The organism is Nitrospinaceae bacterium (assembly GCA_018669005.1).
Classification (GTDB): Bacteria; UBA8248; UBA8248; order UBA8248; family UBA8248; genus UBA8248.
This window is the reverse complement of record JABJAL010000072.1, coordinates 118,932-136,399: the sequence shown is the minus strand read 5'-3', so window position 1 is coordinate 136,399 and position 17,468 is coordinate 118,932. Positions and strand designations below refer to the sequence as shown.

General features: G+C 49.0%; 18 protein-coding genes. 11 read left to right on the top strand and 7 right to left on the bottom strand.

The features are described from left to right. Window positions 1–7: 7 nt before the first annotated feature. Window positions 8–928, top strand: a complete 921-nt coding sequence (locus HOJ95_10275; protein MBT6395081.1) for a TRAP transporter substrate-binding protein — start codon at window positions 8–10, stop codon at window positions 926–928. 124 nt (window positions 929–1,052) lie between these two features. After that, window positions 1,053–2,060 carry a potassium channel protein gene (locus HOJ95_10270; GenBank protein ID MBT6395080.1) on the top strand — a complete coding sequence of 336 codons (1,008 nt, stop codon included), beginning with the start codon at window positions 1,053–1,055 and terminating at the stop codon, window positions 2,058–2,060. A gap of 7 nt (window positions 2,061–2,067) precedes the next feature. Here the strand turns inward: HOJ95_10270 and bioD are convergent, their stop codons facing one another. Continuing rightward, complete coding sequence (gene bioD, locus HOJ95_10265; protein MBT6395079.1) at window positions 2,068–2,799, bottom strand: dethiobiotin synthase; 732 nt, start codon at window positions 2,797–2,799, stop codon at window positions 2,068–2,070. A gap of 5 nt (window positions 2,800–2,804) precedes the next feature. Between bioD and HOJ95_10260 the strand changes: the two genes are divergently transcribed. Beyond that, window positions 2,805–3,071: a sulfurtransferase TusA family protein gene (locus HOJ95_10260; GenBank protein ID MBT6395078.1), complete on the top strand. Its 267-nt coding sequence runs from the start codon at window positions 2,805–2,807 to the stop codon at window positions 3,069–3,071. A gap of 11 nt (window positions 3,072–3,082) precedes the next feature. On the opposite strand, the gene HOJ95_10255 is transcribed toward HOJ95_10260, so the two are convergent. Continuing rightward, entirely contained in the window at window positions 3,083–4,264 is a 1,182-nt protein-coding gene (locus tag HOJ95_10255) for an MFS transporter (GenBank protein ID MBT6395077.1), read from the bottom strand. 274 nt (window positions 4,265–4,538) lie between these two features. Here HOJ95_10255 and HOJ95_10250 point away from each other — a divergent pair, with 274 nt between their 5' ends. The 8 genes from HOJ95_10250 to HOJ95_10215 all read left to right on the top strand — a co-directional run bounded on the left by HOJ95_10250 (window position 4,539) and on the right by HOJ95_10215 (window position 12,169). Beyond that, the gene (locus HOJ95_10250; protein ID MBT6395076.1) at window positions 4,539–5,567 is read left to right on the top strand and encodes a fructose-bisphosphate aldolase class I; all 1,029 of its coding nucleotides are present in this window, start codon (window positions 4,539–4,541) and stop codon (window positions 5,565–5,567) included. After that, window positions 5,506–6,660, top strand: coding sequence for a class 1 fructose-bisphosphatase (fbp, locus tag HOJ95_10245; GenBank protein MBT6395075.1), 1,155 nt, complete (start codon window positions 5,506–5,508; stop codon window positions 6,658–6,660). Before HOJ95_10250 ends, fbp begins: the two co-directional genes overlap by 62 nt. Next, complete coding sequence (locus HOJ95_10240; GenBank protein MBT6395074.1) at window positions 6,657–7,571, top strand: OmpA family protein; 915 nt, start codon at window positions 6,657–6,659, stop codon at window positions 7,569–7,571. The genes fbp and HOJ95_10240 overlap by 4 nt, the downstream gene beginning before the upstream one ends. 42 nt (window positions 7,572–7,613) lie before the next feature. Then, window positions 7,614–8,273: an MBL fold metallo-hydrolase gene (locus tag HOJ95_10235; protein ID MBT6395073.1), complete on the top strand. Its 660-nt coding sequence runs from the start codon at window positions 7,614–7,616 to the stop codon at window positions 8,271–8,273. After that, complete coding sequence (locus HOJ95_10230; GenBank protein MBT6395072.1) at window positions 8,270–8,836, top strand: NUDIX domain-containing protein; 567 nt, start codon at window positions 8,270–8,272, stop codon at window positions 8,834–8,836. The genes HOJ95_10235 and HOJ95_10230 overlap by 4 nt, the downstream gene beginning before the upstream one ends. A gap of 395 nt (window positions 8,837–9,231) precedes the next feature. Then, window positions 9,232–10,695 (top strand): GAF domain-containing protein, encoded by a 1,464-nt coding sequence (locus HOJ95_10225; GenBank protein MBT6395071.1) that lies wholly within the window; start codon window positions 9,232–9,234, stop codon window positions 10,693–10,695. Continuing rightward, window positions 10,682–11,713, top strand: a complete 1,032-nt coding sequence (locus HOJ95_10220; GenBank protein ID MBT6395070.1) for a rod shape-determining protein — start codon at window positions 10,682–10,684, stop codon at window positions 11,711–11,713. The genes HOJ95_10225 and HOJ95_10220 overlap by 14 nt, the downstream gene beginning before the upstream one ends. 189 nt (window positions 11,714–11,902) lie before the next feature. Next, window positions 11,903–12,169 (top strand): hypothetical protein, encoded by a 267-nt coding sequence (locus HOJ95_10215; GenBank protein ID MBT6395069.1) that lies wholly within the window; start codon window positions 11,903–11,905, stop codon window positions 12,167–12,169. Window positions 12,170–12,184: 15 nt separating this feature from the next. On the opposite strand, the gene HOJ95_10210 is transcribed toward HOJ95_10215, so the two are convergent. The 5 genes from HOJ95_10210 to HOJ95_10190 form a co-directional block, all read right to left on the bottom strand. Beyond that, window positions 12,185–13,111 (bottom strand): hypothetical protein, encoded by a 927-nt coding sequence (locus HOJ95_10210; protein MBT6395068.1) that lies wholly within the window; start codon window positions 13,109–13,111, stop codon window positions 12,185–12,187. Window positions 13,112–13,171: 60 nt separating this feature from the next. Continuing rightward, complete coding sequence (locus HOJ95_10205) at window positions 13,172–13,834, bottom strand: CoA transferase subunit B (GenBank protein MBT6395067.1); 663 nt, start codon at window positions 13,832–13,834, stop codon at window positions 13,172–13,174. 11 nt (window positions 13,835–13,845) lie between these two features. Continuing rightward, the gene (locus tag HOJ95_10200; protein ID MBT6395066.1) at window positions 13,846–14,556 is read right to left on the bottom strand and encodes a CoA transferase subunit A; all 711 of its coding nucleotides are present in this window, start codon (window positions 14,554–14,556) and stop codon (window positions 13,846–13,848) included. Window positions 14,557–14,611: 55 nt separating this feature from the next. Continuing rightward, the gene (locus HOJ95_10195; GenBank protein ID MBT6395065.1) at window positions 14,612–16,333 is read right to left on the bottom strand and encodes an APC family permease; all 1,722 of its coding nucleotides are present in this window, start codon (window positions 16,331–16,333) and stop codon (window positions 14,612–14,614) included. A 164-nt stretch (window positions 16,334–16,497) separates the two neighbouring features. Next, window positions 16,498–17,361: an alpha/beta hydrolase gene (locus tag HOJ95_10190; GenBank protein MBT6395064.1), complete on the bottom strand. Its 864-nt coding sequence runs from the start codon at window positions 17,359–17,361 to the stop codon at window positions 16,498–16,500. Window positions 17,362–17,468: the final 107 nt, after the last annotated feature.

Below are 17,468 nucleotides of genomic sequence, written 5' to 3'. Positions count from 1 at the left end.
TTTTCTTATGTCTGAAAATATCATTATTCGCCTCGGCGGCTATTCGCCCCCCGATTCTACCCATAGCCTGGCTTCCGTTCATTTCAAAGAATCTCTCGAAAAACAACTCGGAGACGAAGTCACCGTCGATCTATTCTGGAACGTTCTCGATTTCGGATACCGTGCTGACGATCTTCTCTCAATGGTCGAGTGCGGCCTTCTTACGATGTGTTATTTTTCCACCAGTTATGTGACTAGCCGCGTACCCGAACTTGAGATCATCGATCTGCCATTCGTGTTCGAAAACGAAGCTGCTGCCCACGCCGCTCTCGATGGTGCACTCGGAGATTACCTGACCGAAAAAACTGAAAATCGGACGGGGTACCGGGTGCTCGGCTACTGGGACAACGGCTTCCGCCATTTATCAAATCGCCTTCGTCCGGTCCGCTCCCCCGCCGACTGCAAAGATATGCGCGTTCGTCTTCAGCCCAACGAAGTTCACATCAAAACATTCGAGATGCTTGGAGCAGTGCCGGTTGCTGTCGACTTGAAAGAGGGCATAGAAAAAATTGTTTCTCACGATGTAGATGCCCAAGAAAATCCACTGGCAAACACCGTCACCTACGGCGTAGACAAACATCACAACCACGTCACCATGAGCGGACATTTTTTCGGTGCCAGAGGCCTTTATACACACAAAGACAGCTTTGACTCCTGGCCCGAGAGCGTACAACTCGCAGTCCGAAAATCGGCCTGTGAGGCGATCCAGGTGCAACGCCAGTCGGCTTTTGCCAAAGAAGAGGAACTGCGTGTCCAGATGCTTGAAGAGGGCATCGAGGTCATTAGCCTTACCTCAGAGGAGCGCGAGGCATTCAAGAAAGCTGTCCTCCCGGTTTTGGATGAAGCCCGCTCTCGGCTGGGAAATGAGATATTCTCATTGTTGGGCTAAAAATTGCTCGGTTTCCAAATTCTTTAGGGCCCTCCACTTTTAACTTAAAGGCACTCGCCATAGCAGATTCTGGTCGTATAATGCCCGTTCCAAAAACCTTTGGTTCGGGAAGGAAACTGGGCCCATGAAATTCTTATATTTCACCGCAATTCTTCTTGGAATCACCGTATTTGGTACAACCGGCTACGCCCTAATTGAAGGGTGGTCGCTGAATGAAGCCTTTTATATGACCATCATCTCCATCACGACTGTCGGCTATCAGGAAGTTCATCCACTAAGCTCCAACGGAAGATTATTCACTGCCGTTCTTTTGTTGCTAGGTGTCGGAGCGGTTTTCTATGTCATGGCTGGCATCGCCGAGATCATGATCGAGGGGCGCGTCCGTCAAATATTGGGGAGGCGAAAAAGAGTGCGCGAAATTCATAAACTAAAAGGACATCATATCGTTTGCGGTTACGGGCGCATCGGATTCGTTATCTGCCGCGAATTCAGGCGCGAAAACCGCCCCTATGCGGTCATTGAAAACAACCCGGATAAAGCGGCGGAACTTATCGATGATGGCATCCCGGTCGTCGTCGGTGACGCCACGAGCGATGCCACCCTCATCGAAGCCGGGGTGGAGCGCGCCGTGGGGCTCATAAGCTCCATGCCCTCAGACGCGGAGAACGTATTCGTCGCCTTGTCGGCCAAACGCCTCAATTCAGATCTCTTCGTGGTGGCCCGTGCCGTCAGAGACAGCGCAATTCCGAAACTCCAAGCTGCGGGGGCCAACCGCGTTATTTCTCCATATACAATGGGTGGGCTACGCATGGCCGAATCCGTCCTGCGACCCAAGCTGGCGAATTTTTTCGACACGATTGCAGGATACACATCCAAGGATTGGGATTTCGAGGAAACCGTCATATCTGACACATCTTCATGGGGCGACCAGAACCTAAGGTGCTCGAACATCGGACAGGAAACCGGGGTATATATATTGGCATCCAAAAGAGATGGGGAGATGACCTTTAATCCCGGAGCCGACCACATTATTCAGATAGGAGACACTCTGTACGCAATGGGGCGGCCTGAGCAGATTGCCTCCCTCAGGGAATATCTTCAAAGTGGCCCGGAATCAGCGCAGAAAGAATAGGATAAACTCACCCCAGCGACGAGAAATCTATCTTACCCACAGCTTCCCGGAGGCGCTTTGCCGCCCGGGATCCTACACCAACACCTTCTCTAATCTCTGACTCAATTTCGGGCAAGCGTGGAAACACCCCCAGCAACCGGACGCCTGTAAGCTCTTCAATCGCACAAGGATTCCGTCTCGCGGCAGGCGAATCCTCTCCAGTCAGATCGTTCAGAACAACACCCGCGATAGAGAGCCCCTCGGCTCGGGCCGCCCTCACAGTAAGCTGCGTGTCGTTCAGCGTTCCGAGCCCCAAAGGCGCAACAATTAAAAGCTTCAAGTCACATCGCCTCGCCAGATCGCTCATCAACACGCCTCTGGCCAGCGGAACAAGAAGCCCCCCCGCTCCCTCCACAAGAAGTGGTCCGGGTTGCTTTTTCAAACCTGAAACGATTTCTTCGATTTGGGCGATGTCCGGTGTGCTCCCTTCCTCCTCGGCAGCATGGGCGGGCGCCATCGGAAGTGCATAGCGGTACGGGCATATTTCATCAATCGGACGCTCATCCCCGGCCGCCTGTTTCAGGGCCACCGCATCCAGTGGATAAAGGGAGCCATCAATTTTTTCACAGCCCGACTCGGCTGGCTTGAGCACCCGGGGCATACGGCCAATAGAGGCCCACAAAGACACCAGGGCGCACCCGACCACCGTTTTTCCCACACCGGTTCCCGTTCCAGTTAAAAAAATGGCAGGATCAGCCACGAGTCATGCCTTTCATCAATTCAAGGGAGCGAAGACCTACTTTGAAACCTGATAAAACTTTGAACCTTTTGGGCGAGATTTGTCCGATGACCTGGGTACGTACAAAACTCGCCATCGAGGAAATGGGTTCCGGCGAACTATTAGAAGTATGGCTCGACGAGGGAGAGCCCTCAACGAGTGTGCCCCAAAGCGCCGAAGCTGAAGGCGTTAAACACGTTTCATCCACCTCGGGCCCCGAAGGCGGTGTAGCCGTCCAGCTAAAACTGCCATAAAACAGAGTTGTCTACCGCGTATCCGGACTCACCTCTGTATCCTCGGACGGAATCTTCGTTAACAAAACAAACCAGACCCCGGAAATTGTTGCCAGCGCCGCTCCCCAGTGCATTAAAGTAACAAATCCAAATTGAGGAAGAAGCCAGCCCGCCAACAAAGCACCGAAAGTTGAGCCAACGCCAAACGTCGCAGCGGTATAAAGAGCCTGCCCCGTATTCTTGATAGCATCCCCGCTCATCTTGTCCACAAACTGCACAGCCCCGACATGATAGATACCAAACGTAACTCCGTGGAGCATCTGAATCGCAAGCAGGGCCACAATATTAGTAGTCCAGGTCGTGAACTCCCACCTCAGGGCCAAGGCGAAAATTCCCGCGGCGATCATGGCTTTTAGGCCAATTCGTTTCTGAATATCATGCGCATACCAGAGGAAAAATATTTCGCTAACAACACCTATCGTCCAAGCTAGGCCAATAAGCATCGCCGACATGCCAAGTTCTCGAAGATATATGCTGAAATAAAGGCCAAAAGGGCCTGCGCTTATCGCCGCAAGAATGGCACTTCCGAAAAAATGGAGCAGGGGCTTGGATTTAAGAAGTCCCTTCAAATCTCGCCTGAAATGAGAAGTTCCACTTTCCAACTTTTGGGGAAATGTCCTCACTACGAGCAAGAGAATCATTCCACTTCCAAAAAGAACCGGAAACATCCAACCGATTGAGTACGCCTCAATAATACGGCCAACACCCATGGCAGCGACGATAAAACCCAGCGAACCCCACCATCTGAGCCGACCGTACTGGCCTCCACTTTTTTCGACCTGCCTAAGTGAAGTGTTCTCGGCAATTGGACCAACTGCACCCCGGCTCGCAGAATAAAGGGTGACGAGGAACAATAGCGCCCAAAATCCCTGACTCCACCAAAGTCCAAGGGCGAGAAAACTACCTAAGGCCACGCAAAAGAGCATTATCTCACGGCCTCGCCCCAGCCTGTCGGCAAGAACACCCACCAGCGGGGGCGCCAGAGAAGTCGAAAATCGGGCAGCGGCGTTCAGATACCCCAACTGCACTGCGGTGATACCCACTGAATAGTAATAAACGTTCAAGAAAGGCAGGGTGACGCCAACCCCGAAAAAGTGGAGAAAATAAAAAGCAGGCATTCGCCAGGAAGGCGGAATCGACAAACCTTTAATCATACCCGCCCGTTTCGTCTGAGTAACCAATATATAGGTGTCATTTCCCTAGAATATAGACCATATTGGCGATATATGGTCCCCCTGCCCGGAGCACTTGGAAGATTACACTGAAAAGGGGGAATCACCATACATTTGGGCACATTCTACACTTTCAAAAGTTTCTATCCTGAGAAAGATTTGCTAATATTTCTCCTCTATCGGAGGCTACGTTATTTAGAATTTTGAGCTTCCAAGCCCGAATACTTTTTATTAATTTAAGCAGGGGAGTAAAGCGATGTGCGCTAATGAGATCGAAACCAACGCAAAGAAGATGGTGGCTGCAGGCAAGGGAATTCTCGCCGCCGACGAAAGCGATGGCACCATCAAAAAGCGATTCGATTTGATCAACGTTCCTTCTACCGAAGAAAACCGGCGCTCATACAGGGAGATGCTTTTCACTGCCAAAAACATTGAAGAGCATATCAGCGGCGTCATACTTTTCGATGAAACTATTCGTCAAAAAACAAAGGACGGAATACCGTTCGCGGAACTTCTTACCAGCCTTGGCATCGTTCCGGGCATCAAGGTTGACAAAGGCGCAAAACCCCTCGCAGGCGCACCAGGAGAAACGGTTACCGAGGGTCTCGATGGTCTTCGTGATCGCCTCGCCGAATATTATGAACTGGGTGCTCGCTTCACCAAATGGCGCTCGGTCATCAATATCGGTAACGGCCTTCCTACAAAGTACGCCATCGACACCAACGCCCACGCATTGGCACGTTTCGCAGCCCTCTCGCAGGAAGCGAACCTGGTTCCCATCGTCGAGCCTGAGGTGCTTATGGACGGCGACCATACGATTGAGCGTTGCTACGAAGCGTCGGAGGCTACCTTCAAACGTGTTTTCGAGGAACTGAATGATCAGCGCGTCTCGCTCGAAGGAATGGTTCTTAAACCGAACATGATTCTTTCTGGGAATAATTGCCCGACACAGGCAGGAATTCAGGAAGTTGCCGAGCAAACTGTTCGCTGCCTGAAGGCTTGCGTACCAGAAACCGTTCCGGGGATGGCCTTCCTCTCAGGTGGACAGTCCGATGAGGTCGCCACTGCCCACCTCAACGCCATGAATGCAATTGGCCCCCATCCGTGGGAGCTGAGCTTCTCTTACGGTCGAGCACTTCAAGCACCAGCCCTCAAAGCCTGGGGCGGCGACCCGGCTAATATGCCTCTTGCCCAGAAGGTTTTATTCCATCGCGCAAAATGCAATGGCGCTGCCCGCTCCGGCTCCTACACAGCAGAAATGGAAAAAGAGGTCGCTGTCGCTTAAGGGTGTCAATCAACGTACACACACATACCTCTCCCGGGAGAAGGACGAAAAAATGAATTCACAGGCGGTGACCGCCGAGGCCGAAATCGAAAAAGGCATCACACTAGAGCGCCACGTAAAAGAAGAGGAAAGAAAATTTCCCGAAGCGCGCGGCGTTTTCACTACCCTTATCAGTCAAATTTCTCTTGCCGCCAAAATCATCAATGCTGAAGTCAACAAAGCAGGGCTCGTGGATATTCTGGGCCTCGCAGGCCATACGAATGTTCAAGGAGAGGAAGTCCAAAAACTCGACGATTATGCCGACGAGGTTCTTCGCCGGGCCCTTGACCACCACGGCTCAGTTGCCGCACTCGCAAGCGAGGAGATGGACGATCCCTACATCGTATCTGGTGATTATCTTGATGATGGTGAGTATGTCGTCGTTTACGACCCACTTGATGGCTCTTCCAACATTGACGTGAACGTAAGCATCGGTTCCATTTTCTCAATTCTCAAAAGAAAAACCACGGGCCCCGAGGCGCAGATGTCAGATTTTCTGCAGCCTGGCTCAGGGCAAGTTTGCGCTGGCTATATCATTTACGGTTCATCGACCATGCTCGTATACACAACAGGAAACGGCGTCAATGGATTCACTCTCAATCCATCAGTCGGTGAATTTTTTCTATCCCACCCTAATATCCAGATACCATCGAGAGGGAAGATTTACAGCATCAACGAAGGAAACGCCTCTAAATGGCACGACCCGGTTAAACACTATATCAATCACCTCAAAGAAGACGATAAGTCGACGGGGCGTCCCTACACGGCGAGATATATCGGCTCTCTCGTGGCCGACTTTCACCGCAACCTGCTCAAAGGCGGCATTTTTCTTTATCCCGACGACAAGAAGAATCCAAACGGCAAGCTTCGACTTTTGTATGAATGCAACCCAATGTCTTTCATCGTCGAGCAGGCAGGAGGCGCAGCCAGCAATGGGCAACACCGCATTCTTGACATCCTCCCCGACGACCTCCATCAACGCGTGCCTTTCTTTATCGGCAGCCAGGAAGACGTTTCAGATATAGAGCGATTCCTCTCCGGGGGCTCAGCATGAACAAAGTTTTTACCAACCTACCAATAATTATTGCCACAGTGGCAAGTGTCCTTTTTCTTAACGGATGTGTCGGAATAGATGAGTTCGAAGCGAAAGTCTCCGAGGCGGCTGGACTTAGAAAGGAAATTGAAAGCGCCCGCTCCCGCATCACTTCTCTCCGAAGAACTATTGACGATCTTGAGAAAAAAAATACAGATCGACGTCTTGAGGGCGAGGAGCTGACCCAATCTCTCAGCATGGCCCGCCGCTATGGGCAACAGCTTGAAACAAAATTGGCTGATCTGCGCGCACGTGTCTCTTCTCAGGATCTTGAAAATAAAATTTCCGAGAAAAATTCTTCCATGCTTAAATCTTCCGTCGAGGAAGCCGAAAAGAATTTTCGCGCACTTGAGGAAGCTAACGTATCGCTTAAGAAAAAAATTGACCGCTTCGAAGACAAATTACGTCTTCAAGAACAAGTCAAAAGAGACCTAACCGCTCAACTTTCGCCTGAAATTAAATCTGGCTCCATTACAATTAGTCGCAGCAACGATCGGGTCGTCATCGGCCTCGAAAGCTCAACGCTCTTTTCTTCAGGTAGGGCTGCGATTCGGCGGATCGGAAAAAAACATTTAAGAAAAATTTCCCGAATACTACTTCGCTACACGAATCGAGAAATTCAAGTCCAGGGCCACACCGACAACGACCCTATTAGCGAAAGGCTGATTGAAAGATGGGAGTCCAATTGGGAATTGTCTACAGCCCGCGCAACTCGGGTCCTCCGATTTTTGGTTGAGATCGGAAATATTGACCCTAAAACAATATCGGCTGCCGGCCTCGGCGAATTCCGCCCCATTGCAGATAACTCGACCAAGGCGGGGAAAAAACAAAACCGCCGTATTGATATTGTTCTTTACCCTCCAGCGTCCTAATTACATCTTTCCAGTTTTTTCTTTCGCCCTCGGAGTACAAGCGTGATCATAGAACGCATCCCCGTCGGCTCATTTCAAATGAACAGCTATATTGTGGGCTGCGAAAAAACGGGCGAGGGGATCTATATTGATCCCGGAGCAGAGGTTGACCGCGTCATCGCCTTCGCGAAAGAGAAAAACCTTCGGCTTTCTAGACTAATCGGCACGCATGCGCATATTGATCACGCCGAAGGCGTTGCTGAGGCTAAGCAAAAACTAGACATCCCCTTCCTTCTCCATGAAGCCGAATTATTTAATCTCCAGAGCATGCCGGACGTCGCAAAAGGGTACGGGTTTCCAGTCCCCGACGTGCCTGACATCGATGACTTTCTCATTCCCGGCGAATTCTTGGAGGTCGGGGATATTAGTTTTGAAATAAGACTTACTGATGGCCACGCCCCCGGCAACATTTCCCTTTACTGGCCCGGGACCGGAGAGGGAGGACATGTAATTGTTGGAGACTCCTTGTTCGCCGGCTCTATCGGTCGTACCGATCTTTATATGGGAAGCGTTAAAACACTACTCAGCGCCATCCATACCCAACTTTTGACACTTCCACCCGACACAGTCGTTTATCCGGGCCACGGCCCCGAAACGACTATAGGACACGAGAAAGCGACTAATCCTTTTTGCCAGCCCGGCGCCGAAAGTAATCTCCAATGATCGAGCATCCCCCTTCTCATCCAGCGCATCCACACCTTGGCGGAAACATTCATTTTTGTGTCTCCTGCGGCTCAAACCTTGATTACCGTATCTGGAGCAAAGGCGATGGCACTATGCAGCTTTGCTGCTCAAGTTCTAAGTGCAACCACGTTCATTTCCTTGATCCCAAAGTGGCGGCCGGCGTAATACCAACAATCGACGGAAAAGCCATTATCCTTCAAAGAGCTTACAACCCCGGTAAGGGACTCTGGACTTTTCCCGGTGGCTTTGTAAACCGCGGTGAAATAGTCAGCGAAGCTGCTATCCGCGAGGCGAAAGAAGAGGCGGGAGTAGACGTAAGAGCGGGGAAACTGTTGGGCGTCTACTCTTTTCAGGACAACCCGACAATTCTTATCGTTTATACAGGGGAAGTAATCGGCGGAGTACCCCGCGCACTCGATGAAAGCACGGACATCCATTTTGTAGGTCCCGATGAAATCCTTTTTGAGGAACTCGCCTTCGACACCACACGTGCTGCGTTTCGAGATTGGCAAGCCTGGATAAGTTCTGGCCAGAGCCTTTAACGTTTCATCCTGAATAACTCCTACTTTCTTTGACTTCCAGGGACCCAAAAACTCAAAGCTAAAGCAAGAATAATGACCTATTAAAGGAGTCCACCCTCAAAGAAAAAATTTATGGGTAAGGCGCTATATATAGATTCCTTGAAATTTTCATACCCCATATCTTGAAATTTACCACCAACACAAAATAAATCTTATATACCTTTATTTATCAACTACTTATCTTTATTTATACATAACATACATGAACAAAATATTGGTCGATAATATTTTTTTAATTTGGCAAACCTTTTTGCATCAATAACTTACAATCATTACCTGAAATTTTACTTGAGTTAATCCTTCCTTCTATGTAATATTCAAGGTGTTCCCAGCTTCGCCCCGTGGCAGGGTTGTTGATGACAAATCTTGAAAGGGATCTTTTTTCCCTGGTAACTCTGGTTAGCAACGTCATGGAAGCCTATTCGGCCTGCCTGTTTCTCGAAAACAAGCGCCGAAAAACATTCCAGCTAACCGCCGTCCACAGCCTAAGCCCCCACATTATTTCAAATGCATCCATAAAAACCGGACAAGGCTTCATGGGTTGGGTGCTAGAAAACAACGCCCCTCTTAGCATCGATCAATTTAACAAAGATACAGTCGTCCTCGGCTACTACAGTCGTGATGAAGACATCAAATCCTTCATGGCGGCACCGCTCCCTACCACAATGACAAAAGGAGCACTGGCCGTTGACGGAAAAAAACAATGGTCATTCAACAGCAAATCTCAAAAAATTCTAGCAGGGTTCGCCCAGCAATTCGCATACTTGGTGGACGGCGCTCTCAATGCAGCACAAGTTGAGCGCCAGAGCATCAACATCGGCTCGTTCGGCAGCTACCTCTCTTCGCTGAAATCCTGCGATAGCGAAGATCAATTGCTGAACGCCATTTGCCTAGTACCTCGCGAATTGGTCCCCTTTACCGCCTGCTTCCTCGTTTTAAAAGATGAGGAAGCAGGCGTTTCGCGTCTTGTTCGAACCTCTGGGTTCGGTGAACTCTTTATGGATGATGTTTTTATCAATGATCGTTCGAGCGTAGCAGGCTATGTAATTGGAAAAGAAGAATCCCTCCGCCTCCCCGATATTAAAAGACGCCCTCTTTTTCATGAAGGCGAGCCAGATTTTGGAGCTCGGTCAGTAGCCGCAGTTCCTTTAAAGATAGACGGTAAGACAGTAGGCGTACTAGGATTCACAAACCATCAACGAAATCAGTTCGATACTTTTACCTTGAAGCGCGCCGAAGTTATTGCGACCCCGGTGGCCGATGCATTATCTCGACTGCGCTATGAAATTAAATGGCAACAACGAGCAGAGTTCGACACCCTCACCAGCGGACGAAATATTACCTACATTCGCTCCCGTCTTGATAAAATACTCCAAGAAGCCAACCGAAAGGGAAGGCAAGTCGCGCTACTAGAAATCAGGCTCGACGACGTACATACCATTCAAAATGAATTCGGCGTCCCGGGAAATGAAAAGTTAACTAGACATTTATTCGAACTCCTTGAACCCTTCTCACGAGACGGCGACATACTTGTTCGTCATGAAGGCGCTAATTTCTTCCTTCTTCTTCAAGGGACATCGACAGAACATGCCGAAGCTGTGGCCAATCATATCATCCTAACAATTAACGAAAATCCTTTGGAAATCAAAAATAGTGAAATTTCTCTTACCGCATGTGTCGGGGCAGCTTGTTTCCCGGAAGACGCGCGGGATTCGGACGGCCTATTTATGGCCTCCTCCAGGGCACTGCAATCTGCGCAGTCCCTGGGCATTAACCAGGTATGCCTGAAGGGGGGAGTTTCGAACAATGCTTTCGTTTAATAATTTCAGATCATTCTTCGGTGCAAAAATCGCTATGGATCTCGGAACAGCAAATACACTAATTTACACCAAGGACAACGGAATCGTTCTAGACGAACCCTCTGTTGTTGCTCTCAACACACGAAACGGTGGAGCCGTCCTTGCCGTAGGAAAACGAGCAAAAGAAATGTACGGGAGAACCCCCGAGAGCATACAGACCATACGCCCCATGAAAGATGGGGTTATCGCTGATTTCGACGTTACAAAAACTATGATTCGCCACTTCATCTCTTCGGTCGTACCTAAAAAACGTATCAGCCGCCCCACCATGATGGTCTGTGTCCCTTCTGGAATTACAAGCGTTGAAATGAAAGCCGTTATTGACTCTTCAATTCAATGTGGCGCAGGAAAGGTACATCTGATCGAAGAACCAATGGCTGCGGCAATCGGAAGCAAATTACCAATACAGGAAATTTCAGGGTCAATGATTATTGACATCGGTGGCGGAACCACCGAGGTCGCGATGATATCCCAGTTCACCATCGCATACTCAGAGTCTCTCCGCGTTGCCGGAGATGAGATGGACAATTGCATTCAGCGCTACATCCGCCGCCAACACGGTATTTCAATAGGCTCATTCGAGGCCGAACGCATCAAGATAGAAATCGGTTCAGCTTCCCCCCTTTCAGAGCCAATTGAAGGCGAAGTCACGGGCATTGACGCATCAACTGGAATGCCCAGAACAATTCAACTAACAGATGCCATGATCCGAGAGGCACTGAATAACCCTGTCAAGGCTATCGTTGAGTCGATTCGAAACGCACTTTACAAATCGAGCCCAGAGCTCGCTTCTGACATCCGTCGCAGGGGCATTGTTCTGGCCGGAGGTGGCTCGCTCCTCAAAGGCCTTGGTGCTCGATTACACGCTGAAACGGATTTACCTATTTTTAGGGCCAAAGACCCACTAACCGCCATAGTTCGCGGAACGGGTTATGTACTAGATAATCTGGCGGACCTCAAAAAGGTCTGCCTGAATTAAAGGAAATTAAGTCCCCCCCCAAGCCGAGGGCCCTTCCCCCTGTAGCATTTGGGCCCTCGGCCCTTCCTTTTCTGGAAATCAGATTTAAAAATATGTTTTTACTCGCACAACTTTAAGATAGAATTCACCTGCCTCAATCTGTTCGTTTTTTTTCAGAATAAAAATTCTATTTAACTGGAAGGAATGGCTATGTCTTTCACTTCAATTGGAAACACTGTCCAGATCGATGCCTCGATCAAGGACATGAAACTTGTCTACAGAACGCTTCATCGACATTTGAGCGAAAATCTGGATTTAATGGACTGCACTTTGCTTGACGATCTCCAAAGCGCTCTTCAAAAGAAAGCCCAGGAAGAGGGCGTGGATATCGGCCATCACAGTGCATGGGATTTTTGGTTGGGAAACAAAGACATCGTTCCTTGCGAGGAACGCGTTAAGAAAAGAAGAGTTCTCTAAAACATAAAGGGCGGTTTAGCCCGACAGGGAAGATTCGGTATCATCGGTCTCGATCTTTCTAAGGATATGGCCGTCTAGAAACCATTTAAGAGCTCTTACTTCACGATCACTACACAAAATAAGGCCAAGTGCCACCCTAAGCCATTCTGAGCGAAGCTCTTGCCAATCTTCAATTAGAACACCCCGATATCCATTCAACCAAACAGGGCTAAACCTAATCTTGTCGCCCATTCCTTTTGCAAAAGAAGCAAGCTCCGTCGCTACAAAATCCTCCCCGGTCGTTCGCTCAGGGCCTAGAATCATTTCAGTATTTTTCCACATAACTTGTTGAAGCAAAACTTTGTCTTTCATCTGGAAAATCTCGAGAAATCGTTTAAACACTTTTTCCGATTTTTCATTATTATCTAGCGAAACGAAAGGCACCGTCGAGCCCCACCTCTTGCGAACTGAAGATCGTATTTTTTCTGCTTCCTCGGCGATTTCAAAAACTTCCGGGATGGTGACATGAAGCGCCTCTGCTGCCATTCGGTCCCCGTCTTCAAACCCGTCCCTGAGAACAACCACAGACCGTTGTTCGGGTTCCATGTATTGAAGCGGAAAAAGAAAGTGGAGCGGCACTTCAGGCCAATAGTCCTCGCCCTCAAGCGATCGGAAATTCGGATCGGTACACGCACCATTTGTCTGAATTAGGTCCGGAAGGTCGAACTCTTCGAGCGAAACAGGTTTGTGGCTCTTAAGAAGTTCAAACGCTGCTTCCGTGGCAGCCGTATGAAGCCACTCGTTGTGATCGTCGATATTTTCTAGCGAAGGCCCCATCTCCACTACCCGGAGCATGGTTTCTTGAGAAATATCCTCTGCGTCAAGGATACTGCCCGTAAGGCGGTAGGCATGACGGCGAAGCAATCCCCAATATTCTTGTGTAAATTTCTCCAGATCAATCACTGTATTTTCATAGCTCCAACAACATCAAAAATCTGGAATGGACATTAGAATTATTTCTACTCATGCCGCCGTGAACATTTCCTTCAAATCTGAGCCAGCGGTAAGAGGCGCTTCGGTTTTTTCACGAACTTCTTCTTCACTAACACCTGGCGCTAATTCACGAAGCACCAACTCATTGTCCTCGATGGAAATCAGAGCCAGCTCGGTAACGATAATGTCCACCACTCCTTTTCCAGTCAAAGGAAAAGAGCATTCATTCAAAATTTTAGGTTCGCCAGTTCGAGAGCAATGGGCCATAGTGATGATAACTTTTTTAGCCCCGACGACGAGATCCATGGCGCCACCCATGCCGGATATCATTTTTCCGGGAATCGCCCAATTGGCCAAATCTCCATTAGCGGCCACCTGCATAGCTCCTAGGATTGTCACGTCAATATGGCCACCCCGAACCATTGAAAAAGATGTGGCGCTGTCAAAGAAGGAGGCACCTGGCATTACCGTCACCGTCTCCTTGCTTGCATTGACAAGGTCTGGGTCCTCATCGCCCTCGTAAGGAAATGGCCCGACACCTAAAATACCATTTTCCGAGTGAATGGTGACTCCGTATTCCTCGGGTATAAAGTTACTAACGAGGGTCGGAATGCCCAGTCCTAGATTAACAAATCCCCCTCGGGGGACTTCCTGCGCCGCTCGCCGCGCTATTTCATCTCTGCTAAGAGGCATGGTATCTCCAACTATTTCCCAGTTCGGGGCCTATTAGTTTTTATTTCAATCGGTTTATCTTTTTCTTCAGCAACAACTAAACGTTGCACAAAAATGCCTGGCGTGTGAATTGCTTCGGGATCAAGTTCACCAACGGGAACAATTTGCTCGACTTCAACAATAGTGACATCTGCTGCCGACGCCATAACGGGATTAAAGTTTCCCGCGCTCTTCCGATAAATTAAATTTCCTGCCTCATCCGCCTTCCAGGCACGAATAATGGCAAAATCTCCCCTGATGGGCTTCTCGAAAATGTGCTCGCGCCCATCGATAATCCGTGATTCCTTACCTTCGGCGACGACCGTACCCGCGCCCGTTGGGGTGAAGAATCCTCCTATACCGGCACCTCCGGCGCGAATACGCTCTGCAAATGTTCCCTGAGGGATCAGCTCAAGTTCTATTTCATTGTTGAGCGCCTGATCTTCGTAAGCCTTACATGCCGATCCTACCCTTGTGGCAATGACACTTTTTATCTTCTTCGCCTCAAACAGAAGTCCGGCACCCCAGCCATCCATCCCACCAGCATTACCCACAAAGTGAAATTGCCCTACGCCAACCCGCTCGCTCAGCGCCCGACATAGACTAGCCGCCATGCCACAAATTCCAAATCCACCGACAAGAATTGTCGCCCCACTCTGGATATCTTCCACCGCCTCAGTTGAACTACCGTATACCTTTGGCAATTTTTATCTCTCATTTTAAATGCTGATCAAAAAACAGAAATTTTCAAGACTAAAACTAAATCACCAAACGAACTCCGCCCAGTTCAGCTTGACTGTAAACAAGCTTTCCCCCAGGCGATCCTATGAACATGAGGTTGCCCGGAATATTCCATTTTTCAGACAATTCCTGGATCAGGGCCGGGCTGAAAGCTCCTTCAACTATTACAAAATCAATATCAATATGTGGATACGTTTCCGAGAGAAACTTCAAATCGCTCTTGAGCTTTTCAGGAACTTCTTTTTTGTCATTCACCACAGTGACAATCTTTATCCGGTTTGTGTGTTCATTATCCCAGACGTAAAGAATGGCATTGTTGAGATTTGCAACGTTGTCGCCTCGGGTGAAAAACACCACTTGTTGCGAATTGATTTCCTCTATTTTATGGCGAATCGAATCAGTCACTCCGCCCATCAGATTGTATAGCGAGGCGCTGATAACCCGGACCACAAACAAACATCCCTTTAAAAGCGTAATGCGGGACAGCATGATCATGATAAACAACATCGAGGGGACAAAGTAATTGAGAAATACACGCAGATAAGGTGGATTCATTACCGCATTACTGACCAATGCAACCAGGACAGCAACGATACCAATAATCACCGTCACCCAGCCCGCACGAGAAGGTCTTGGCAGGCGCGTACGCTTTACTTTGAGTAAAATATTTCCTAATCCGAACAGAGCCATAACCGAGAGGAATGAAAGAGTATACACACCAGCCAGGGCTTTTAATTCACCACCCGTGATGATGAGAACAGACACGGCCAGAAGGAAAAAAGCAATAATTATTCGATGGAACGTGCCCCGCCGATTTGTCTTCAAAAGCATCTGGGGCAGACAACGATCAAGGGTCATTCTTAATATCAAGCCATTCACGCCAACAAAGCTGGTTAGTACGGCACCACTTAACACCAGCGCTGCGTCGATACTAATTACCCAAGAGAGCCACGGCCCGGCAGAAATATTCCCCATATACGAGAGTAGCGCTTCTTGATGTTGGCCAACCTGGGCGATAGGCAGGAGCGCAAGCGCCAATAGCGCCATGAGGGGATTAAAGATCGTGACGGCGATCCACATATTCCGCAAGGTTTTAGGAAATACGCCTTCGGCCTGCTCCTCGACGAAATTGGCAGAGCTCTCAAATCCTGAAACTCCAAGCATGGCGGCCGCAAATCCGAAAACAAGAGCAGTTCCAAGGCCTCCCGGAGGAGACGACTGGAGGTTCTCCATAAGTATGGTCAGACCATTCATCAAAACAAAACTCACACCCAAAACCAACAACAGAGTCAAAGCTACGAGATGGGTGATGAATATAACCACAGCAACAATTGCCGACTCTGAGATACCGACAATTGTCAGCACCATGAATACCGCAAGAAGCGCCGCAGTGGCCGGAATGATAGGAAGTCCACTCCAAAGAGAGTGGGCGTAATGCATTGCCTCGCTCGCCGAAATCACAGCTGTTGCCATATAAGAAAGAATTGTAAGACACGCTGCAATTGAGGCTCGGGATTTACTTGTCGTATTCAGCAGGGCGTTATAAGCCCCTCCGTTCAAGGGAAGCGCCCCTACAACCTCAGCATAAATTGACCGATAAAGGTACAGAACCCCTGCTACCATTAGTAGCGAAACAGGGGCCCATTTACCTGCATAGATTATGGCCAGTGCCGATACGTACAGACACGAAGACGTAATGTCGTTACCGCATATAGCTGTCGCGGAGAGCTGGCCCAGCATATGGGCCTTAAGTTTTATTCCAGACTTTTCCCCACCACCGGAATCACTTTCAAGCTCCAGCGGATGTTCAACCTCCTGAATCCCTGCCACCAACTTCCCTCCAGCTAGATCTTCTTTTATACCCATCAGCCAGCATCAATTACCGGCAGGCAGAGTATTTCTTTTTACTTCAATCCCAACACAAAATTTTTAAAGGGCAAGTCAAATGCAGAAGGTTCCTGAGCCGGCGGAAAATGCCCTGCCTTGGAACAAAGAACTACTTTTGGTTTCTTCGGAAAAGCGCCAGCTAGAATCTTTTGGCCCTCTCCGGAGAAACGACGGCTTTTCCCACCTCTGAATATCAGAACCGATGATTTTATTTTCTGGGCAATCTTGTCGGGAAAATAATCACCCGATGCAGAGGCCTGAAATTCGCGGAGTCGGACTAATCTCTCATTTACAAATGGCATTTCACACATCGCCTTTCCGGGAGCAGAAATCATAATATCCCGAAGGAAGCGATCTAAGTTTTTAGCTGGCCACTGACCCTCTTCTGTTTTTTTCCAGAACTTTTTAACTTCACTGTAATTTTTAAAACGATTCGGACGCTGGCGAGCCACTTCAAGATTACCCCTGTTTCCCTTGGCTGATCGAACTGTCGGATCGACTAACACGACCCCTCCTACGCGGCCTGCTGCCATCTCCGCAACCTTAAGCGCAATGGAGCTTGCAAAAGAGTGGCCCATCACAACAAACCTGTCGACCAAAAGTCCATCCGCCAATCGAATCGCATCCTGGGCGAAATCCGCCGCCGCGTCTCCTCTGCCGGGATCTGCGCTTTTGCCATATCCACGCTGATCCGGACAGATCATTCTGACCGCCCCCACCCGTTCAGCCGTTGAAAACCACATCCCGCCCTGAGACAAAGAACCGTGCAATGCAATAACGGGAAGACCCTCACCACCAGTCATCGGCCGCCATTCGCGGTAGTACATCCTGTAGTTGGACACTTCTTCGAATCCACTTCGCCAGCTTCCTTTAGCGCCCATTAAATTCTCCAGCTTTTTAAATTACTAATAAAAAAATCCATTCGTTTCGAATAATTAAAAATACCTACCGAGATTCGGCAGGATAAATTTGAATTTGTATTTTTAGA